21 protein-coding genes are annotated in these 19,899 nt (G+C 33.9%); 9 read left to right on the forward strand and 12 right to left on the reverse strand.

Annotated features, from left to right (window positions below; genetic code table 11):
* Positions 1 to 40: 40 nt before the first annotated feature.
* Positions 41 to 328, reverse strand: coding sequence for a DUF4176 domain-containing protein (locus CVD28_RS00110; RefSeq protein WP_101590222.1), 288 nt, complete (start codon positions 326 to 328; stop codon positions 41 to 43).
* Positions 328 to 1,344, reverse strand: coding sequence for an ATP-grasp domain-containing protein (locus CVD28_RS00115; RefSeq protein WP_101590223.1), 1,017 nt, complete (start codon positions 1,342 to 1,344; stop codon positions 328 to 330). The genes CVD28_RS00110 and CVD28_RS00115 overlap by 1 nt, the downstream gene beginning before the upstream one ends.
* 283 nt (positions 1,345 to 1,627) lie before the next feature.
* Here CVD28_RS00115 and CVD28_RS00120 point away from each other — a divergent pair, with 283 nt between their 5' ends.
* From CVD28_RS00120 to CVD28_RS00140, 5 genes are read left to right on the forward strand one after another with little or no spacing between them, the layout of a single operon-like run.
* Complete coding sequence (locus tag CVD28_RS00120) at positions 1,628 to 1,966, forward strand: hypothetical protein (protein WP_101590224.1); 339 nt, start codon at positions 1,628 to 1,630, stop codon at positions 1,964 to 1,966.
* A gap of 17 nt (positions 1,967 to 1,983) precedes the next feature.
* Positions 1,984 to 2,187 (forward strand): hypothetical protein, encoded by a 204-nt coding sequence (locus CVD28_RS00125; RefSeq protein WP_101590225.1) that lies wholly within the window; start codon positions 1,984 to 1,986, stop codon positions 2,185 to 2,187.
* Positions 2,188 to 2,218: 31 nt separating this feature from the next.
* Positions 2,219 to 3,277, forward strand: coding sequence for a DUF2157 domain-containing protein (locus CVD28_RS00130; RefSeq protein ID WP_257985715.1), 1,059 nt, complete (start codon positions 2,219 to 2,221; stop codon positions 3,275 to 3,277).
* The gene (locus CVD28_RS00135) at positions 3,267 to 3,911 is read left to right on the forward strand and encodes a GDYXXLXY domain-containing protein (RefSeq protein WP_257985716.1); all 645 of its coding nucleotides are present in this window, start codon (positions 3,267 to 3,269) and stop codon (positions 3,909 to 3,911) included. The genes CVD28_RS00130 and CVD28_RS00135 overlap by 11 nt, the downstream gene beginning before the upstream one ends.
* Positions 3,912 to 3,953: 42 nt before the next feature.
* Positions 3,954 to 4,142, forward strand: coding sequence for a hypothetical protein (locus CVD28_RS00140; RefSeq protein ID WP_101590227.1), 189 nt, complete (start codon positions 3,954 to 3,956; stop codon positions 4,140 to 4,142).
* Positions 4,143 to 4,190: 48 nt separating this feature from the next.
* On the opposite strand, the gene CVD28_RS00145 is transcribed toward CVD28_RS00140, so the two are convergent.
* From CVD28_RS00145 to CVD28_RS00155, 3 genes are all read right to left on the reverse strand, one after another.
* A complete protein-coding gene (locus CVD28_RS00145; protein WP_101590228.1) occupies positions 4,191 to 4,976 on the reverse strand; it encodes a transglycosylase SLT domain-containing protein in 786 nt (261 codons plus the stop codon).
* Between the two features lie 188 nt (positions 4,977 to 5,164).
* Entirely contained in the window at positions 5,165 to 5,998 is an 834-nt protein-coding gene (locus tag CVD28_RS00150) for a LysM peptidoglycan-binding domain-containing protein (RefSeq protein WP_180953811.1), read from the reverse strand.
* Between the two features lie 109 nt (positions 5,999 to 6,107).
* On the reverse strand, positions 6,108 to 6,866 hold the full coding sequence (locus tag CVD28_RS00155; RefSeq protein ID WP_101590230.1) for a hypothetical protein: 759 nt from the start codon (positions 6,864 to 6,866) through the stop codon (positions 6,108 to 6,110).
* Positions 6,867 to 7,113: 247 nt separating this feature from the next.
* Between CVD28_RS00155 and CVD28_RS00160 the strand changes: the two genes are divergently transcribed.
* Positions 7,114 to 7,842, forward strand: coding sequence for a hypothetical protein (locus tag CVD28_RS00160; protein WP_101590231.1), 729 nt, complete (start codon positions 7,114 to 7,116; stop codon positions 7,840 to 7,842).
* Positions 7,843 to 7,878: 36 nt separating this feature from the next.
* On the opposite strand, the gene CVD28_RS00165 is transcribed toward CVD28_RS00160, so the two are convergent.
* Positions 7,879 to 10,356 (reverse strand): transglutaminase domain-containing protein, encoded by a 2,478-nt coding sequence (locus CVD28_RS00165; protein ID WP_101590232.1) that lies wholly within the window; start codon positions 10,354 to 10,356, stop codon positions 7,879 to 7,881.
* 205 nt (positions 10,357 to 10,561) lie between these two features.
* On the opposite strand from CVD28_RS00165, the gene CVD28_RS00170 reads away from it, so the two are divergent.
* A complete protein-coding gene (locus tag CVD28_RS00170; RefSeq protein WP_101590233.1) occupies positions 10,562 to 10,987 on the forward strand; it encodes a hypothetical protein in 426 nt (141 codons plus the stop codon).
* A gap of 16 nt (positions 10,988 to 11,003) precedes the next feature.
* On the opposite strand, the gene CVD28_RS00175 is transcribed toward CVD28_RS00170, so the two are convergent.
* The 4 genes from CVD28_RS00175 to CVD28_RS00190 form a co-directional block, all read right to left on the reverse strand.
* On the reverse strand, positions 11,004 to 11,834 hold the full coding sequence (locus tag CVD28_RS00175) for a hypothetical protein (protein ID WP_101590234.1): 831 nt from the start codon (positions 11,832 to 11,834) through the stop codon (positions 11,004 to 11,006).
* A gap of 125 nt (positions 11,835 to 11,959) precedes the next feature.
* Positions 11,960 to 12,721 (reverse strand): hypothetical protein, encoded by a 762-nt coding sequence (locus tag CVD28_RS00180; RefSeq protein ID WP_101590235.1) that lies wholly within the window; start codon positions 12,719 to 12,721, stop codon positions 11,960 to 11,962.
* Positions 12,722 to 12,927: 206 nt separating this feature from the next.
* The gene (locus CVD28_RS00185; protein ID WP_101590236.1) at positions 12,928 to 13,998 is read right to left on the reverse strand and encodes a hypothetical protein; all 1,071 of its coding nucleotides are present in this window, start codon (positions 13,996 to 13,998) and stop codon (positions 12,928 to 12,930) included.
* A gap of 235 nt (positions 13,999 to 14,233) precedes the next feature.
* Positions 14,234 to 15,094 carry a hypothetical protein gene (locus CVD28_RS00190; protein ID WP_101590237.1) on the reverse strand — a complete coding sequence of 287 codons (861 nt, stop codon included), beginning with the start codon at positions 15,092 to 15,094 and terminating at the stop codon, positions 14,234 to 14,236.
* A 225-nt stretch (positions 15,095 to 15,319) separates the two neighbouring features.
* Here CVD28_RS00190 and CVD28_RS00195 point away from each other — a divergent pair, with 225 nt between their 5' ends.
* Together CVD28_RS00195 and CVD28_RS00200 are read left to right on the forward strand one after the other, a co-directional pair.
* Positions 15,320 to 15,796, forward strand: coding sequence for a DUF4126 domain-containing protein (locus CVD28_RS00195; protein WP_101590238.1), 477 nt, complete (start codon positions 15,320 to 15,322; stop codon positions 15,794 to 15,796).
* 413 nt (positions 15,797 to 16,209) lie between these two features.
* Positions 16,210 to 16,968, forward strand: coding sequence for a hypothetical protein (locus CVD28_RS00200; RefSeq protein ID WP_101590239.1), 759 nt, complete (start codon positions 16,210 to 16,212; stop codon positions 16,966 to 16,968).
* A 45-nt stretch (positions 16,969 to 17,013) separates the two neighbouring features.
* Here the strand turns inward: CVD28_RS00200 and CVD28_RS00205 are convergent, their stop codons facing one another.
* Entirely contained in the window at positions 17,014 to 17,835 is an 822-nt protein-coding gene (locus CVD28_RS00205) for a hypothetical protein (RefSeq protein ID WP_142384697.1), read from the reverse strand.
* A 449-nt stretch (positions 17,836 to 18,284) separates the two neighbouring features.
* Positions 18,285 to 19,472 (reverse strand): hypothetical protein, encoded by a 1,188-nt coding sequence (locus tag CVD28_RS00210; protein ID WP_101590241.1) that lies wholly within the window; start codon positions 19,470 to 19,472, stop codon positions 18,285 to 18,287.
* Between the last annotated feature and the right edge of the window lie 427 nt (positions 19,473 to 19,899).

Consider the following 19,899-nt stretch of genomic DNA (forward strand, 5'->3'; position numbering starts at 1 on the left):
ATGCGTATGCTTGTTATACTATAATCAATCCGATTCCTGATTATTCTTCTTCATGTATTGAGCCTGTCGTAGCCTCTGGAAGCGTGAATGTTGAAACAATCTCTTCGATTTCATGATGGTTAAAATAGAAAAAGTTTTCTTCATGTTCCATGTTTTTAAAGATTTTCCGCTTTGCTCCTTCTTCAAAAGGAACAGAAATATAATCCCATGCTCGTAAACTGTCATGATTAATGATTCTCTTTCCAATAATCATATACAATCTTTGTTCGTCATGGTGTGGCGTTACCTTAACGAGTGAACCTATTGGGAGCAATACATCTTCCAGCATTACTTCAATGCCTTAAATTCAAAATGATTGGTCATATACATTTGGAAATCATAATGAAGGGTATCAGGTGCTTTTACGTCTTCTCCTCGTAGAGCTTGAACCGCTAAGTAAGGGAAATTTACTCCTGCAAAGCATGATTTGTACATGCCACCAGACATTCTTGTATTGATTTCGATAAGATAAGGTTCTCCTTTATGGTAACGAACTTGAATATTGTATAAAGCACTTAAGTTATAGCGTTTTGTTAATTGACGTGCAATCTCCATTAGTTCTTCACGATACTCAATATTGTTACGATAGCGGTCAATTTTACGTCTTGGAACGCCTACAATCAACTCTCCGTCTTTACCTAAACAATCAATGCTATATTCTTCGTCTTCCATAAATACAGACATCATGAAAGGTTCGATATTATCTACACTTTGAAGAACTCTGTCTACACGACTTTTTGCAATATTTGCTCCAGTTGTCGTATAAAGTTCGTCTACTTCACTTACATTTTCACGAATAATTTTAAACCCATCTCCACCAATTCCACTAATTGGTTTCATACAAGCTACTTCACCCATAGAAGTGATTTCCTCATAGGCTTTTTGGAATTCTTCATACGTTGTAATCGTATAAGTAGAAGGAATTTTTACAATATCTGTACCTTCTAAATCTTGATACGTAGCCACTTTATCATTTAAAAGTGTATAGATTTCTTCTGTTCCAATAAAGAGTGTTTTTACACCTATTTTTTCAAATTCATCTTGATGTTTTGCCAGTAACTCCATGTTTTTACGTGGAATGAATACATCAATATTATGAGTGCGACAGAATTGTAAAATATAATCAACATATTCTTGACCACTTAATTTAGGTTCAATTTCAAAATGGTCAGCTACAGCTTCTAAATAGTTATTGGGAGAAGAATGAGAAATAAAAATCGTAAACTTCTCTCCATTTGGATTGTTTTGTAATAGTTCTATGACCTTTGCTGTTTGTGTGAAACAGCGATTAAAGTAGATATTCATAATTATCCTCCTGTTTGTATAATGTGTGTTGACGACTTAAATAATAGTATTTTTACTTGAATAAAATAAAAAAGCATTATAAAGCCAATATAATTCGGTTGGCTCTTACATGCCTTTTGAATTATGGTTAAATCTTCACGTTTTCTTTGGTTCGTGTATATAAAAATTATAACATTAACATTGTTTATAGTCAATGAATTGGTATAATATGAATATAGTAAATAAACTTATATTTACGTAAGATAAAAGACTTAACTTGAAATGGAAAGGAGAAAGAATTGAATTGGTGATTGTAGAAAATGCGTTTAAAATGAGTAAAAAATTAGAGGGAGATATGAAATATCAAGTCGTTCGTAACTGGTTTGACGATAAAGAAGTTGATGTAATCGTGTCAGCCCCAAATGGAACAGGGGGAAAACGAATAGAAAAATATAAAACAGAAAAGACCGATGAAGAAATTCGAGAGTTTTTCAATCAAAAATTTGAAGAGTATCAACCAAAAGTAGATAAAATGTGGTTTATTCTTAAAACCATTCCACTGACAAAGTTTGATAGCGAGTTTGACAAGTTCTTTGAAGAACGAATCGGACAAGAAACAGACTTTTTTGGAAAACGTCAATAATGAAGGGAGGTCGAAACTTGAAAAAAGAAATACAAAATTTAAAGAGTAGTTTTACTTTATTCTTTTTGGCTTCTGGACTCTTTTTTATGTCATGGGTATTGAGTGGTTTTGAAGGAATGATGTGGGTATTTCTTGCTTTTATAAACGCTTGTAATGGATTTATTTTTATGAATCTGTATCGAAAAAAATTGAAAGAGGAAGGGGTTAAAAAAAATGAGTAAACGAAAGATTACGAAAGGGAATTATCAATTCATGAAAAATGAATTAGAATTCTTTGAAAGAAAAGGACTGCTTCCAGACCTTCAGAAAGAAGAAATCTTGGGTCAATATGAGGTAAGCGGTGGATTGAATTTTGTTCGTATCCTTTTAACTGTTGGAGCTTTCTTATTAGGAATAGGGGTTTTGAGCTTTGTGGCAAGTAACTGGATATATATGGGGAAAACTTTAAAGTTTGCACTCATTCTTTTATCAATTTTAGGCGTAAATATCGCTGGTTTAAAAATGGCTAAAAACCATCCTAAAACCGCATTAACGATGCATTATTTAGGCGTTCTCTTTTTTGGAGCAGGGATTTTCTTAGTTGAACAAATGTTTAACATTGGTGGTGAATACCAAAATTCTTTATTGATATGGGCGTTGGGAAGTATTCCAATTGCGTATGTGTTAAAAGATAAAATTATTTTAATTTTTATAAGTTTCCTATTGTTCTTCTATCAAACTGCTATTTTCATAGATGACGATTTTGGTCTCCATATCCCATATAGCATGTTGTTAATGATTCCATTGTTATGCTTCATTAACAAGCAAATTAATTATTCAAAACTCTTTACGTTCTTTGTTAATGCACTGGCAATTGAATTTGTGACATTGTTGGTGTTCCGTTTCGTAGCTTTCGATGAAGAAAGAGCTATCTTTGGACTTTTATTTTTATTCTTTATCGGGATTGCAATGGTATTTATCCCTGTTAAAGATAGAATCAAAACAATATTTGAAGTACAGGGGCATTTGATTCATGGATTTGTGGGGATTGCTCTTACTTTTTCATTCCTTTGGGAAGAAAGTATCTTTGGAAGCCACTTCCATTTTATCTTTGGTGTTGCTTACTTCTTATTTGTTTTGTTCCTTATGAAAAGAGGAAGTCTGTTCAGTATTGTTATACTATGTGCATTAATTTTACGTTTCTACGTTGACCTTTCTTATGACTTCTTACCAAAGTCTATGGTCTTTATTTTAGGTGGGGCTATCCTAATGGGATTCGGTTACTACTTTGAAAAGCAAAGAAAGAAAGGGGGAAAAAAGAATGTTGGATAATAACATGAAAAAAATGATTGCCTTTTCTATTCCAATGGTCGCATTGGTGGGAATGACTATTTCTCCACTGTTGACGATTACCACAGGGAAAGAAATAAAGTTAGAAACCAAACCAGTTGACCCAAGAGATTTGTTCAGGGGAGATTATGTCACGCTTAGTTATCAAGCTGAAGAAGTGCATGAAAGTAAGTTGGATAACGCAGTAAAGGATTATTTTCTCGAACAAAACGCTTCCTCCTATCGTGATGAACCATTGGTTGTGTATTCGGTTTTAAAAGAAAACAAGAATGGTATTTACGAAGTCGATAAAGTGGTTACTGAAAAGCCAAAGACAGGCGTATTTTTGGAAGGTGAAATGGATTACTTGTGGATTAAATCAGACGAAGAAATCCGAGAATATGCAGAAAGTGAAAAAGACTTTGAGAGCATAAAAGCAAACCAAACAGCCGACATTTATTATGAATTGGATAAGTTCTTTGTTCCTGAAAATACTGGAAAAGAATTAGAAGATGCCATTAATCAAGTTGATAGTGTAGTAGATTTCAATTCTGAAGAAGAAGGGAGTCCTGCTATTGCAACTATAAAAGTTCGCAATGGACACGCTATTTTAACGAATGTAGAGGCACAGGATTAATAAATACAATGATTTCAATAGAGAGGAGAAGGGGATGAAAATATGAGTAAAATAGAGATGTTAAATATCATTTCTTATTTAGTATTGGCTCTGGTGTTTGGTTATCATGGTTATAATAGAATTACAGATGGTGAATTTTTATGGGGAACGCTATTCCTTGTTGCTTCAGCAGGAGAATTATTTTGGACTTATCATCATTGGAAAAAAGCAAAGAAAAACAAACAAACTTAATGCAAAATAAAAAGAAGGCGTTCCTTATTGGAATACCTTCTTTCTTTTTTAAAATTTTTCATCAATTTCTTGAATAGATGCTTTCATTTTATAAACATACGCTGTAGCGTGTCCATTTTCTTTGAATCCAGTGATACCTTTGTTGTAACTGCTCCATACAACTTCATCCAATGTGCTTCCTGTAAAACCTTTTTCTCCCCAATAAGAATAAAGGTCAGCTAACATGTATGTTCCCCAATTCATGTTAATGTAAGGATTAAATGCACTGTTATCTGTATGAAGTTTTTTCGCTAAATCAGCATGGTTGACAGCATTCACTTGGAAATAACCGTAATCATTTGTTTCATTTAACGCATTGGGATTAAACTTACTTTCATGTTGAATAACTGCTAAAGTTTTATGATAGTCTAATCCACGTTCCTCACAAAGTTCATAAAGATATTCCTGATGTTCTTTTGGCATAGGAATGTTTTCGTTATAAACACTTGGTTTGCTTGGAGTTGTTTCCACTGTAGAAGATACTTCAGTAGTAACAGGTAGAACTTTTTGTTCTTTCTGTTCTACATTTATTTCCTTTTGAGGTGCTTCTTTTGTTGTTTTTTCTTCAATTGGTGCTTCAATTGCATAGCTTTTAGAATTGTCATTAAATAAAAGATTCATACCATAAATAAAAGTTACCATAAGTGAAGCTAAAACTACTACTGCCACACGTCTTCTTCTTCTAAGAATACGTTGTCTTTCACGTTTCTTTTTTTGCAATTCTTGTGCTTTAATTGCTTGTTCCTGTTGTAATCGTATCTTCTCCATCAAAGTTAATACTTTTCCGTTGTTCATGTCTTTTCCTCCTAATAAATAAAAACGAAATTTTTCCTGTTTTATATAAAATATAAAATATTATATGTGAATTGTTAGTGATTAATAAAAAGGAGGGAAGGAGTGAGGGAATTGTTTATAATCGAATAAAAAAGACATAAAAAAAACCACAAAGATAAAAAATCTTTGCAGTTTAAATGGTGGTTTATTTAGAATAGATTGTTAATATATTTTACATTCGCATTCATTTTGTTGACATAAGAAGTCTTTATTCCGTACTTCTTCGCTCCACCTAATCCACGATTGTAACTACTCCATACATATTGGTCTAATTTAGTACCAGTCAATCCTCGACCTTTCCAATACTTATACAAATCGGAGAGCATGTACGTACCCCAATTCATGTTTATATATGGGTCATACGGTTTATTAGCAGTTTTCAATGTTTTCGCTAATGAAGCGTGATTCACCTTATTGATTTGCATTAATCCATAATTGCTTCCACCAAGAGCATTAGGATTGAAGGTGCTTTCTGTTTTGATTAGTGCTAATGTCTTTTTATAATCTAATCCTCTCTGTTGAGTCAACTTGTATAAATACTCTTGTTGTTCCTTTTTCATAGGAACTTTAGGATTGTAGATACTTTTTGACGTTGAAGGCGAAGTAACTTTTTTAGGTGCTGTCGTTTGTACTGGTGCTGTTTGACCAGGAATGACTAATTTCTTCCCTACATAAATCGTATTGCTTGATAATTTGTTTGCTTGTTTTAATTTATCAACAGATACATGATATTCGTTGGCGACTTTATACAAGGTATCACCCTTTTGAATAACATGGGTAAGAGATGAAGCCTCCGCTACTTGCTCTCCAAAAGGTAGAAATATCCCTGCTGATAACATAAGAGACATCGCTGTAAGTAAGACCTTTTGACCTTTTTCTTTTCGATTTTTCACATTGGCAGTAGTAACAGTAACATTATCTTTTTGGCTTCCCTGAGCCTTTCTCAAACCTTTGAGATATTGATACAGGTGGGAATTTCTCATTTGTTTATTTCCTCCTTTATTTTTCATATTGTTGTCGTAGAAGTCTATCTAATGGGTAAAAAAAGGGTATTAGGAAAAGAAGTCCCAATACCCTGTTGTGTTTGCTGTTTTAGAAATTCACTCGAACCACATTTGTAATTTGTGGTGGAACAATATTTTGTTCTTCGGTGAAATAGATTTGGGTTTGAAACAATGGCGATACTGCCAATTCTTTATGGATGTTTTGCATGACGCTTTTCTTAATGGCAACAGGCAATCCACCTTTGAATCCCATTACAAATGTAAGGTCTACACGATTCCCTAATTTAACTAAAACAGGGGAAATGTGGTTAAGAACATTTCGGTAGTTTCCTTTCACTTGTTCAATGGCTTGTTTGATTTGATTGATTTCTTCTGGAACTGCCACTTGAATCATTGTTCCTTCTTGAACTCGCTGTTCTTGAAGAAAATCTCCTTTGACAAACGCATTGTACATAGGAACAATTTCTCTTGTTGAAGTATGGAACGCAAATTCTGTACCAAAGTTCATCATAATCGTTGAAATGTTATTCATGGCTACGTGTTGAGAAAAGTTTAGGAACTCTTCTACATTTACTTCGTGAAAAGCAAGTTCACGCTCGTCACCTTCTTCAATCACACGTTTTTCAAATAATTCAAAGTGTTCTTTATCTGAAAAAGCGAAAACACATGGAGTTTCATTCATTGTTCCAATGAACAATAGTGGCTCTTTTTGGTCTTGCTCTTCTACTGGTTTTTTTACTGCAACTAAAATCTTTTCTAATGAAAAAACCTCTGTCCAGATACGTTTCCAACCTTCTTCAAAGGTCAAAGTTTGACATTCTTTTGCCAATTCGTCAAATTTATTCATTTAGTAAAATCTCCCTTCTAAATGGTCTTCTATTTTATAGAAACCTTTTTGCAATCACGACAAGACTGCCTTTCATATAGTCTATCATACCTTATTTATAGACTAAAAGCAATGAAAAATGCACTTAAATGGTTTTATTACCAGGTCATAAACTAACAGATATGAAGGAAAAAGGAGAATTTATTATATCTTTCTATTAAAAATCTACAATATAGAGCTGGTATCTTTTATAGAAGGGAAGAAAAAATTGAAAAAAATCATAACCATTGGAACATTATTATCTTTATCACTAATGACTTTGACTGCTTGTACATCCGAACAGACTGTACAGCAACCGAAAATAGAAAAAGAGAAAGAGGGAAGCTATTCAAATGAATTAAGTGGGTTCATTTATCAAAATGAAAAAGAACCTTTGTATTTCGCTGGAACATTGGGATACCTTCATTCTGTCAATGTAAAAGAATTAAAGAAAGAGCAAAATCAATTAAGGGTTACTTCTGAAATTGCCCTATATGAAGTAATGGAAGATGAAACAGAGGAAAATAAAGATATCTATAAGCAAGATGTCATCTATACAATAGATAAAGATTCTGTAAGAGAAGAATTAGAAGAAGCTCAATACGATGACCCTAAGAACATGATTCTTAATAAAGTTGTGTTAAAAACACCATTGAAAGAAGGGAATCATTGGTCACAAGAGGTTATTTTAGGGGATGGAGAAGAGTATCTTGCTGATACTAAAATTGAAAAAATAACAGGTGAGAAGGGGGAAAGAAACATATCAACCGTCACAACCGTAAAAGCGGAAGGCTTTGAAGACTATCCAAATCAACAATATGAAGAAAGGGCAGTCTATCAAGAGGGGAAAGGGTTGGTATCATTTGAGCGATTCTTCCCAAATGAAGCAGGTGGATTTGTATTTGAATATCATTTAGACGAACAAAAAACGTCTGAACACAAAAAAGACAAGGAATAATCTCCTTGTCTTTCTTTCTTCTAAACTATCAAACCATTATAGTTTAATCATGAGATACTTTTCACCCATCATACCAAATCGAGTAGAGCTTAGTTTGTCAGGGGCATTTTTGCTGATGACTTCACCCAAAACATTATTGAGTGTGGATTGGTCAAGTGCTGTTGCCATACGAATAATAATGGTTGTTTTTCCAGCCTTGATTTCTTTTTCTAATTGAACTTTTAAGTCATTGGCATTTTTTACTTCTAATTTATGGGCTACATAGTAGTCATATTTATCTGTTTTACCAGCAAATTGACCAAGTTCACCATCTACCCAATAATCTTTATTAACATTGTAGTTCATCGCCTCGACAGTTGTATCATTGCTCTCATAGACCATATAAGGGATACCTACATTGGTTTCATTGTTTGTATTATCAGTGTGTAACCATTCGTTGTCAATTTTGACTTTGTTCCAAGCGTGAGGAACACCATCCATTGTTCCTGTTACAACAATAGATTGAACACCAGATAAGTCTAATAGCATTTTATAGGTCATAGCATAGCTTTGACATACGCCATTCTTTTCAACCATAATACCATACGTGGAGAACGAATCAGCAAATGATTTATCGACATCTTTAAAGCCACTTGCTTCTCCAGCTTTTAGAGCTTCGTCATCATACTTGGTATTATCGTTCAAGTAATCATATAATGCCAACCGTTTTTCTTCGTCTGACATAGATTTCTTAATTGTAGAAGAAACAATCTTTTGGGCTTCATTCACAATTTCCTCTTGTTTCTTTTTAATAACATCAGCAGTTTCATCATATTCTACATAAAGCGTTAAAGTAGAGTAATCATACGCATAGCGATTAACACCAAGAATTAATGGGTTTTGGTAAATAACTTTTTTGAACGTATCTTCAATCACTGTGAAGTTTTGAGCTTCAGGGAATGCTTCTAAGGAAATTTCATTTTCTGCACCAATCATTTTTAACGCTAAGTATTCCTCTAAAGCGGATTTTGCATTAATTTCTAATTCTTTTGCAACTTCTGGAACAGCAACTTCCTCTTTATTTCCTTCCTCTACATGTTCCTTCGTGTTCTCTTGTTGTTCCGCTACAACATCATCCGTAGATTCAGCAGGAGCTTCTTCTTTTGGCTCTTCAGTTGCAACAGGTTCTTTTGTAACAGGCTCTTCTGATTTAGCTGGTTCATCTGATTTGCTTGGTTTTTCAGATTCTTGGTCTTTCTTTGATTCAGAAGATGGTTTAGATTTGCTATCATCTTTTGATTTTTCAATGATAGTAGGGACTGTTGGATTTGGAACATTATCTGTTTCATTATCTGGCTCAATGAATCCACTGTTTGAATCTTCTTTTGGATTTAGATTCGTTGTATCAGTTTTTTTCATATCTTTAACCATGACATATCCTTTTAAAGCAGTGCCTTTAATCGTGTAATTGATTTGTGCAGGGTCATATTCGCTGTAAACAACTTTTTCTGTATCATAAATTACATCACGATTTTGAATTGAACCATCAATAAATTTAACACGAACTTGTTTTGGCAAATCTTTTACGGTTTCATAACTTGATAGAGAAATGTTGTCCTCTAATTCAAGAGGTAATTGAGAAGATAATGAAGCTGTACTTACAGGAACACTGAAATTAGATTCTTTTTCTTCTGCTACTGCAGTTACAAAGTAATCGCCATTTACACCATAGTTTTGTCCAGAAACAATACCTTGATATTCATTTAGAGAATCTTTCCCACTACCAACGAAATCAGTATATTCAGTTTCAGTAGTTGTACTATCAAGCAGTGGAAGTTTTTTGTATCCTGTCTCTGCTCCGTTTAATGATTCATTTTTTGTTTCTAATAAAGTAAGGTTGCTAACTTTATAAACATTGTATTTTTCCGCACCTTCTACTTTGTCCCATACCAGTTTTAATCTTCCGTCAGGACTAATTTCTTTCCGAACATTTGGTACTGGAAGCTCAGATTTAACGGTAAACGGAACGATAATAGGTTCATCTAATTTCTTTGGCTCTTTTGAGTTCAAATCATAGTTAATACGGATATAGTAAATAGGAGCGTTGCCCCATGTAGGTTTACCAGATTCCATATCACTATTAGAAGGAAGTACCGCACTCCCTGGTTTAATTGTCAACTTGGTTTCATTTCCTCTTTCTTCTCCAATTCGATAATCATCTTCATAGAAAGCCAAGATTTTGCTTTCAGGTAATGCTTTAATATCTGTATGAACAGACATAACATCGTAAGGAGAGATGTCTCCAAATTTGTATGGGAAAGTAAATGTAAATGTTTTGTCTCTTTCCACGTTGTACATAGGCATAATGCCTTGTTTTTCCTCCACACCATATTTTGCTTTAATGTCTTTTACCGTCATGGCAGAAGCACCAAAATTATCTTTTACGGTGTTTTCTACGCTTTCTTTTACGCCTGTACATCCCGAAAGAAGAAGGGTAAGGGACAAGGTAATTGGGATAATCTTGCTCTTTTTCATACATTCATTCCTTTCTTGTTAAATTTGCAAAAGTTACTTCATTATACTATTCAATCATACCAATTTTTATAGACTATAGTCAATTAGATTCATTGCGATTTTTAGCTCTACGCTTTTAGATAAAAGGATTTATGAATAAGATATAAGAGTTTTTATAAAAAAGGTGTTTCAAATCAAACGGTATATAACAGGGAGGAAGTTTAATATGGTAAAAATGACAATCGTAACAAAAGATGATTTATTTAATATGATTGCTCCTATTCATGTGTATCAGAAGGCAGATTTAATGTATGAAAAGGAAGCGAAGGTTGCCTTTAAGAAGTTGAAAGAAGTACGTGAGAATATGGTAATAGCTGATTACTTTGGGGATAGTTTATCTACCTTGAAAGAACGAAGTGTCAAAAATGTAGATATGTACGCTTTTTGGAGAGTGTATAATCGACTGTTTGAAGAAATTGTGAAAGAGGAATTCCCCTCTTTTACTGCAGGGTATGATAAATATGGTGCAAAATGTTTTTTTCAAGAAGGGCAAATGCTTTTAGATGGAGACGATTATGATTGTTTTCCTTTCTATCTGGATACAAATGGATTAAAAGGAAGATTATATGATTTGTCCAAAGAAATAGCTTAAAAAAAGAACCTCTCTATTACAGAGAGGTTTCTTGTTCAACTAATGAGATTGGGCGAAAAAACGTATGAATGTTTTCCGTCATATCCTCACTGATAAAATGATTAAATTGTAGATACATATTATCCTTCATAGAAGAGCTTGTGATGATATAACGAATCATGGGATGCTCTACCAAAAAGAGAAAATCGGATTCAATGTCTTCACAAACATTCTTTCGTTCAAGCGGAAACGAAGCTAAAGGAATATCATGAAAAGACAAAGAAAAGCTAATAGAATGATTGTTTTGTGTAGTATGTAACTTTATTTCATCGTAAGGAGCTAACTTTATTTTATCAAACAAGGAATCTTCTATTTTACATAAAAACACAAATTGAGACTGAACATAAGGAACTAAGAATCCATTCGGAAGTTCAGTAAAGGTTTCTTCTAATCCGTCATTTGGTTCAAAATAGGCAAAATCACCAATGAAATATTTGCAAGTTTCACGAACAGAAGCAGGGAGGGGGATAATTCGTTCAACTTGTCCTTTTTCTTTTGTTGAAAAAATCTTAATCTGTATCGTTTCAAGAGAGCTAAAAGCGATAAGGAATTTCCGAATAGGTTGTTGGTGTTTGTTCCAACTGGAAAGAGTAGTATGAAAATGAATGGTGGTGCGAAAACTTTTTAAACGGATAGTGAATTTCAATGAATCATCTTCTACTGAATGAACTCGAATATCTAATACATGGTCAGTCTGAAACTTTGAAAACAAATCAGGTTCGACATGAATTTCAAAAAAGGGAGTGGAATTCTCATATCTTACACGTAATGTATTTTTGTTCAAAACGCCATTGTTTATGGTATTCATATATGTATATATCCTTTCCAAAAGAAAACTTATTTTTAGGATAAAGGATAGGGGGGTAAGCGTCAATAAAAAGAGGGGATAGAAAGAGAAAAGGGTACAGGAATTAACCTGTACCCTTGATTGGATTAGTACCCAAATGTGCTTTTTTCACTGATTTGTGTAGAAGCATTATCTGTATAAACCCATTGTGGAGTTTTGTTGTTATACGCTTCAGAGCTATTAAAGAAAGAAATATTGATAGTAGTAATATTTTTATTCTCTTCCTTTGTTAGTTCAGAAAGTTCTTTTGCAATATCAAACATTGCTCGACTATCAGAGTTAGAAGCTATCACAGAAATATCTGCAGTTGCTCCATTTACAGTAGCGTTCGACACATCGTAGTCTACCCTTCCGTATTGAATTTCAACTTTTCCAAAAGAATGAGTACGATTTAGTTCAGCTTGTTTCTTACCAGATAGGTTATCGAATGTAAACTCTGCAACAGAAGCTCCTTTTTCAGATTGGAATACTTTTACAGTTACATTCTTTTTACCTTCTTCGCTTACAAGGGTGTTGACCTCTTTAGCGATAGCGATAAATTGTTCATTCTTCGTAGCGTTATCTACTAAAATATCAACGACTACTTGATTGCCTTCTCCACTTTTCTTTAGAATGGTGAAGGTAGAACCATTTACCTCTTTCTTAAATCCTTCTTTTATTTCCTGCTTTTCAACTTCTTCTTTCTTTGAAGTAGGGGCAGTTTCCTTCTTTTGTTGTTCTATTTTAGAAGGTTTTTTTGAGGATTCGTCTGCATAAGAAGCTCCTTTAAAGCCAAGATACCCAATAACTGAAACTAAAATAATAGCAAACACTGAAATACTAACGATTAACTTTGTCTTTTTTGTCATGATAGACACTCCTTTTAATGTTTTTTCCTATTTGAATTAGACCATTGATTTAAAAATCTACTAAACCAATTTTTGTCCCTCCTTTTTTCTTGTGTTAGATACACACCTTTCCTATAACTTGATTCCATCTATTATATACAGTCAGAAATAATTCTATAAAAATAAAAAAACGGTTGAAAAATCAACCGCATTTTAGTGTTTTATGATTAAAAAGTAAAGGTTTCACGTTCCATTACTTTGTTAGGATTTGCGTCAGTGTATTTCCATTTATAATTTCCAGAATCAACCGCTCCTTGGTTGTCATAGAAGTACACGTCTACAGTAGACACACTTCCATTTGCACTGTTAATAAGAGCAGAAAGTTCTTTAGAAATATCATACATCGCTTGGCTATTTGCATCAGGAGAAATAACGTGAGCAACACCTTTATTTCCCTCGATAGAAGCATCCACAACATTGTAATCAACTTTTGTAGCATACTCTACGTTTGAAGCAGAGTAAGTATAATTACGCTTTACTTCACCAGTATTTGTTAGATTATTTAATGTAACTGTCACATCAGGAGAATACTGAATGGTTACAGTATTTTGTGATGATTTGTTTGATTTCTTTGCCATTGCAATAATGTCTTGTGTACTTGTATTATTATCTATTTTAACAGCACCACCACTTGCAGGAGGAGTTGCTGGTTGGGAAGGTTTATTGCCTGTATTGTTTGGTTTAGGATTATTTGCAACCGTTTGTTGGGTTGTCTTTCCTTCTTTTGATTGAACTGCTTGAGAGTTAGTAGCAGTTTGTGATGTAGTAGTCTTCGATTCAACAGTTTGAGTTTCTGTTGTTGCTTGGACTACCGACTTATCCTGCTCTTTTAGGAAGTAAATTGTCTGACCTGTATAAATAGGGTGCAAAGCCATATTTCCATTTGCTTTTGATACTAATTGCAACATTGTTCCAATGTTTTGATTGGGAGTTAAAGAGTTTTGGATTTTCCAAGCACTTTCTCCTGCAACAATCTTGTGGGGAACACGAACAAATCCTTCAAACAAGTCTTCTTGTTTAGGGATTGCTACTACAACTTGTTCTTTTTTCACTTGTTCTTTCTTCGCAGTGTCTTTTTTCTCAACTGGTTGTGCTTTTGTTGAGGCTTTTTCAACAACGGATGAAGGGTTTTCAGCGTGAGAATCAAATAATGAGTAACTATATACGGATGCACCTAAAATCACAATACTTGAAGCTAAAATTCCTGATAATATTTTATTACTTTTCCTTTTTAACATGTAAAATCTCTCCCTTGATTATGTGTTTTTTCTTTTTTGAAATCTTTCCTTTATTAATAAACCTTTTTCCCTTTTAACGTGTTAAAGACGTAACTCCTTTCCTATAAAATATCTTTTATCTTACACACTTTGCACCACATTTATGAAAATGACCAAAATAGTGAGACAACTACTTATTATGTAGAATAAAAAGGAGAGAGTATCTAACCTTTGATGATTAGAACTCTCTCTTTTATTAGAATGTGAATTGAGCTTGTTTTAAGATGATGTTTGGCTTTTCAGTTGAATATTCATAATTGATATGACCATTTTTGTAATTTTCTTCGGAATTATAAATGCGAAGAGCAACATCTTTTGTGCCTTCATTCTTTATTTTCAATGCAGATACGATACTTGCTATCATATCTTTGATTTGTTCTTGTGTACCACCAGCAATTATCACATCAGCGTCTACTAATGTTTTGTCAGCAGTTACATTGGCATTTAATACTTCAAAGTCAAGTGTTGCTTCAATAGCTTCTGCATCTGTCTTTTGTTCAAATGGAATATATTCTTGAACAAACGCCTTGTTACCATTTACATGATTAGAGGAATATTCTTGGATTAAACCTTCCACATGCCCACCAACATAATCCTTATCTTGTGTCTTTGCATATCCTTCTTTCGATGTAAAGACGTTGATATGAACAGAAGAAATGGTATCATCTTTTCCTACTTCTTTCTTCAATACGTTATAGGCTTCTTTGCCAAGAGAATACAATTCATCTTCTGCCAAGGCTTCCTTCACTTGAACACTCATGAAAAGTGTATTATCTTTGGTTTCATCTGTAATAACTTCTGCATTTAGTAGCGTGTAGTCCAACGCAAGTAATTTTTCATACTTAGATTTATTCACATCTTCTTTCCCGAAATCTATTTTTTCAGGCACAGATGCTTCAACTGTTGGCTCTTTTTCTTCTCCTTTGTCCATGAAGGAAAGAACTCCCCATACAGAACCCGAAAGGACTAACAAACCAGCAATACTCGTTGCAATAATTTTCTTTTTAGTCCACTCAAATTTCTTTTTATTCTCGTTCAATCGTTTTTGTTCTTCCATATAAATTTTCATACCCCTTTCTTTTGAATGTAACGAAATACTCTTTCATCATACAAATTTATACCCTTATTTATAAAGAAGGTGAAATCCTTTTACTTAAACCTTATTATACCATATGCGTTGACTATATACAATATATACTGACATATTTTTATATCCAAAAGTCATTTATTCGTATAAACTAATAGTAGAAAAAGAGAAAGGAGAGGGTCTATTATTACAACAATGGTCAGTATTTTGGTTGGATTGGCTTTAGCCACTGCGACTGGATTTAGAATCTTTATTCCTATGTTGTTTTTATCAATAGGGTCATTAACAGGGTTCATCGATTTATCACCCAATATGGAATGGTTGGGAACGGATACTGCTTTAATCGTTCTTGGTATTGGGACAGTATTTGAATTGCTTTCTTATTTGATACCAGGAGTTGACAATATTATGGATATGATTGATACACCTATTGCGGTGATTGCTGGTATCTTAGTCATGTTCTCTGTTGTTCAGACAGACAATCCTATGACACATTGGATTATTGCTATTATTATAGGTGGAGCAATACCAGCTATTCTAAAGGCATTTAAAGCAACGATTAGAGGAGCTTTAACCGCTTTTACAGGTGGTTTCGGAAATATCTTTTTAGCGATATTGGAAGCTGTTGCTTCTATTATTGTCGCAGTAACCGCCATTTTCTTTTTAGCATGAGGAAAGAACATCTTCTTTTTGGAAGATGTTTTTTATTGCTTGTTCAGTTTTCTAATTAAATTTTTAAAAAGTAGCCCATTTCAATAAGAACATCAGCTAAAAACTAAGCAAGGTTAGGGCAATATAGAGTTTTAAAATAAGAAAAATACCATAAGATATAACAACAAAATAATTATAGCTTTATTCTTTATAGACGGTCAGAAAATTGTTCCTGGGGAGGATACAATAGTAAGAAACGAATAAAGGGTAATGTCTATATAACAAGAAGAGAGGTAATCGGGGGGTTAGCCTCTCTTTTTGTGTGCTTAAAAATGTTTCTATCCAAACATCTTTTCCGCTTCATTTCTTAGAATGGTCGTTTCGCTTAAAAAATATGTAACCTTATCTTTCTTTTTATGGAAGTTCAGTAGATAATGGAAGAAAAGAAAAGAGAGCAAAGGAGAGAGAAAATGACTGGACTATATGAAGCTCTTTTAAAAGGGAAAGAAATAGAATTACATGATATATGTCACATAAAACCTTACATAGAAGAAATCAAAAACATGAAAATTGAAACACTTTCCGTTTTTCAGCAAAAAAAGGATTTTCCTTTTAGAGAAAATTTTGAAGCGATTTATCAAGAACAGTTAGCAGAACAATTCCAGCGTGACAAATCATCAATGATAGACATGATAAATCATTCTAAAATGGAAGAAAATGAGCAAATATTTGAAACAGAAGTTGTTTTAGGGAGAAGTACAGGATATATCCGATATCTTTTCCCGATTGTCTATGCAAATATGTTAATCAAACAAGCAGAATTAATACCTGTTTCAATGGAAGTAAGTAAATTATATGAATATACTCAATTTATTGTTGTTGACCCTCATTACGAAAATATAAAAGAAGAACCTGTTGTCCTGTTGGAGTATCCATATGCAGTACCAGGATTTTTTGTGTTAGATGGAAACCATAGAATAAATAAGGCTTATCACAAAGGTCAAAAGCAACATTTGGCTCATGTGTTATCCAAGGGGTCGATTAACTTGATTGCTCCACAAAGAATATTTGTCTTATTATCAACCATTCACCACAATTTATCCATGATAGCTCTTTATATGGCAGGGGATATTATCCTTTCACAATTGAAAGAATGGTATCAGCCTATAGCGAATGAAGAGTGGACTTCATAAGAAGACAATAAAAAAAGAGAGGAGTTATCCTCTCTCTTTTTTATATTATCGAACTGGACAAGCACCAGTTTCGCAACCATCTGTTCCAATGTCTAACTCTTCTTGTGTTTTTTCAAAACGAGAAAGCAGGGAAGCATCGAATGGTTTCATTTCGTCTTTACGTTTGTTGTACTCTTCTTCAGTGATTTCTTCGTATGGCATTAATGGGTAAACCGCATCGTCTAATGGTAAGAACGATACTGCCACGAAAGAATCCCAATTCTCCCAAACCCACTGTTCAACTTCTTCCCATTCGTCAGCTTTAACTGTCACTGTAATTGACGTATTGTGTTCAGTGAAGTTGTCTTGGAACATTTTGTACGTTTCTAATTGTTCAATTGCTGAAACTTGTGATTTCACTGTTTTTGCAGTTGATTTCACAGGGAATTCAACAACTAAAGTAGAAGCGTCAGCCCATGTTTGTCCAGTTTCAGGATGAACAGGGTATCCAAGTGCCATTACAACTTTAGCAAGTGGGTCATGAGCAGAAATACGAACACGTCTGATAAAGTAAGGAGAATGACTTCTGTGAATACCTGAAGAAACCGTTGGTAATTGAGAAATTGTGCCTTCTGGTTTTACAGTTGTTGCCAATAAACTTGGATTTACTCCCAATTGTCTTGCGTATTCATCAACTGTTTTTCTTACTACACGTTTAAGAGCTTTTAGCAATTTACGTTGGTCTTCTTTAGACATATCGACTGCATCTACCATGTCGTAATAACCAGTCATACTGCATCCGATTAGACGGTCTTTCTTCTGTTGTTCGTTCCAGCTTTGGATTTCAAGTTCTGGAAGCGTCATACGGAATCCAAGACGTGCAGACAAAGCAAAAGCTCTGAATAATTTCTTTTTATTTAGTTTGCCATTTTCAACAAAGGCTAACATATTAACAGTTGTTAGGTTACATAAACCTCTGTCAGCAAGTAAGATTTCCAATTATTATCGTATCAGTTTTTTATCTGATACTTCTGGAGGTTTCTCCTCATTCCTTTTATATCTTGCTTATATAAAAAGTACAATAGGTTCATTCCTATTCAGGTTAGCATACATTTTACCATTAAAGTTTGGTTTCAATCTTTAAGGTTCGGATACTCTTGGCAGTGTTCTATTCTCTAAGATTGATAGAGTTTCAACTGCTATGCGTTACGGTGAGCCAGAGCTTTGATTCTCTGCTTTACCTCGGTATTACCAACTATCCATATTTCAGGACTTTAGGCTCTCTTAGTCAGCGTATTCGCCACTCCTCTTTTGACCACTCAAAAGTATCATCATGCTTATTTAGCTGTTACCGATTTTACCCGATGATTTACATGAGCCAAAATCTTAGCACATGGGTTCATTCCAGCGAAGTCTTTTCTGCGTTTTCTACCAGCTTTGGCATTAACAAAGCCACGTTCACCAGTGTATCTCATATTGATAAAGTTTTGGTGAAGTTCCTCTCTTGTTGGCTTGTCTTCATAGAAGATAGAGTTATTACTCATTCTGCGGTGAAGGATTTCTTTGTTTTCTACCCATTCTCCGTTTTCATCTTGATAGTACATGCCATTCTTTGCATTTTCGATGTCCATGTCGTCTTTAGAAGCTAAGTTGATTTCTGAACTTCTACGAACTCCACCAGAAACTACGTTTTCTGCAATGATATTACCAATGTCAAGTGCGTCAATTGGTTGTAGTTTTCCTTCTGTACGCATCATAACTTTGTGGATTTTTTCAAACATCGTTTTTAGAGAAGTATGACCAGAAGAAGTACCTCCGAATCGAGCTAATCTTTCTCCTTTGCCACGCACATTGTCAAAGTTGACAATAATGTGTTTTACATTTTTGTAAAGGAAAGAAGTTAATAGTTTAAAATATAAATCTAATGCAGTAATCCAGCCTTCCTTAGAATCGCCTACGATGATAATCGCTTTATCACCTTCGACTTTTAAACTGGTAAACTCTCTGCGGTATTTTTTCGGAACAGGTCGGTAATCTTTAGAAGTTAATTTAACACCTGTTCTGAAAGAAGGGATTTTCTCTACATCATAAGGCATTGTTCTAAATCCAACACCAGAACCAATCATGAGGAGATAAAATTGTTCACAAAAGCCTTCAAAGCTATCCATAACCAGGAAAGAACAGTTAAAGTTTGAAATAGGGAATAGGTCTGCAACAGGTGTGCCTCCAACCCATAAAGTTCTTCCGCTTGGGAATTGGCGAAGGTGGAACATATTTTCAAATAGTTCCTCTGCTTCTTTGCGTAATGCATCAACATTCGCTTCTGGATTAAATCGTGTCTCTAAACCTATGTTATATTCGATTGCTCGTTTAATAGTTTCTTCCCACTTCTCACGTCTGCCCTCTTGTTCAAGAAATCTACTGTAAGTACGTAGATAAACAAATTCGCCTAATTCCGTAAACGGTACTTTCTTGTTTACGTAGTTTTGTAAAAATTTAGTTGATAAAAAATTCGGTGTGTTCATATAGTTTTTAGTCCTCCTTTATTTCGGTATGGACTATAGTATATGCAATTTTACATCTATTATAAAGCGAAAAAAGGTGGTTTAGCTCTTAAGTAGTGCCTCTCAAAAAGGGGGTGGCATGAGTAAAGACCGCTTGATGGAATAATGGGTAGACATCTGATTTGAGGTTATTTTTAGGGGTGAATTTAACAAAAAAGACACCTGAAAAGTGTCTAATAAATGAGCACTGAATTAAAACAAGATATCAAAAGGGTACACAAAAAAGACCGTCTATTCTATATTGATAGACAGTCTTTGTTATATTCTACTATGTGACAAATAGTTCATCTATGTCTTCCTTTCGTGATTGTTTATTTCGCAACGAACGGTTCACGATAAAGCCTGATTAAAACATATGTTGAACAATGTATCCAGCAAAAAAACCAAT

The organism is Bacillus sp. M6-12, from assembly GCF_002860285.1.
Taxonomy (GTDB): Bacteria; Bacillota; Bacilli; order Bacillales; family DSM-1321; genus Peribacillus.

Bases quoted from the DNA above. Each gene is read 5' to 3' on its own strand.
- CVD28_RS00110 (WP_101590222.1), bottom strand. From the start codon at position 328: ATGCTGGAAGATGTATTGCTCCCAATAGGTTCACTCGTTAAGGTAACG.
- CVD28_RS00115 (WP_101590223.1), bottom strand. From the start codon at position 1,344: ATGAATATCTACTTTAATCGCTGTTTCACACAAACAGCAAAGGTCATA.
- CVD28_RS00130 (WP_257985715.1), top strand. From the start codon at position 2,219: ATGAAAAATGAATTAGAATTCTTTGAAAGAAAAGGACTGCTTCCAGAC.
- CVD28_RS00135 (WP_257985716.1), top strand. From the start codon at position 3,267: ATGTTGGATAATAACATGAAAAAAATGATTGCCTTTTCTATTCCAATG.
- CVD28_RS00140 (WP_101590227.1), top strand. From the start codon at position 3,954: ATGAGTAAAATAGAGATGTTAAATATCATTTCTTATTTAGTATTGGCT.
- CVD28_RS00145 (WP_101590228.1), bottom strand. From the start codon at position 4,976: ATGAACAACGGAAAAGTATTAACTTTGATGGAGAAGATACGATTACAA.
- CVD28_RS00150 (WP_180953811.1), bottom strand. From the start codon at position 5,998: ATGAGAAATTCCCACCTGTATCAATATCTCAAAGGTTTGAGAAAGGCT.
- CVD28_RS00155 (WP_101590230.1), bottom strand. From the start codon at position 6,866: ATGAATAAATTTGACGAATTGGCAAAAGAATGTCAAACTTTGACCTTT.
- CVD28_RS00165 (WP_101590232.1), bottom strand. From the start codon at position 10,356: ATGAAAAAGAGCAAGATTATCCCAATTACCTTGTCCCTTACCCTTCTT.
- CVD28_RS00170 (WP_101590233.1), top strand. From the start codon at position 10,562: ATGGTAAAAATGACAATCGTAACAAAAGATGATTTATTTAATATGATT.
- CVD28_RS00175 (WP_101590234.1), bottom strand. From the start codon at position 11,834: ATGAATACCATAAACAATGGCGTTTTGAACAAAAATACATTACGTGTA.
- CVD28_RS00180 (WP_101590235.1), bottom strand. From the start codon at position 12,721: ATGACAAAAAAGACAAAGTTAATCGTTAGTATTTCAGTGTTTGCTATT.
- CVD28_RS00185 (WP_101590236.1), bottom strand. From the start codon at position 13,998: ATGTTAAAAAGGAAAAGTAATAAAATATTATCAGGAATTTTAGCTTCA.
- CVD28_RS00190 (WP_101590237.1), bottom strand. From the start codon at position 15,094: ATGGAAGAACAAAAACGATTGAACGAGAATAAAAAGAAATTTGAGTGG.
- CVD28_RS00195 (WP_101590238.1), top strand. From the start codon at position 15,320: ATGGTCAGTATTTTGGTTGGATTGGCTTTAGCCACTGCGACTGGATTT.
- CVD28_RS00200 (WP_101590239.1), top strand. From the start codon at position 16,210: ATGGAAGAAAAGAAAAGAGAGCAAAGGAGAGAGAAAATGACTGGACTA.
- CVD28_RS00210 (WP_101590241.1), bottom strand. From the start codon at position 19,472: ATGAACACACCGAATTTTTTATCAACTAAATTTTTACAAAACTACGTA.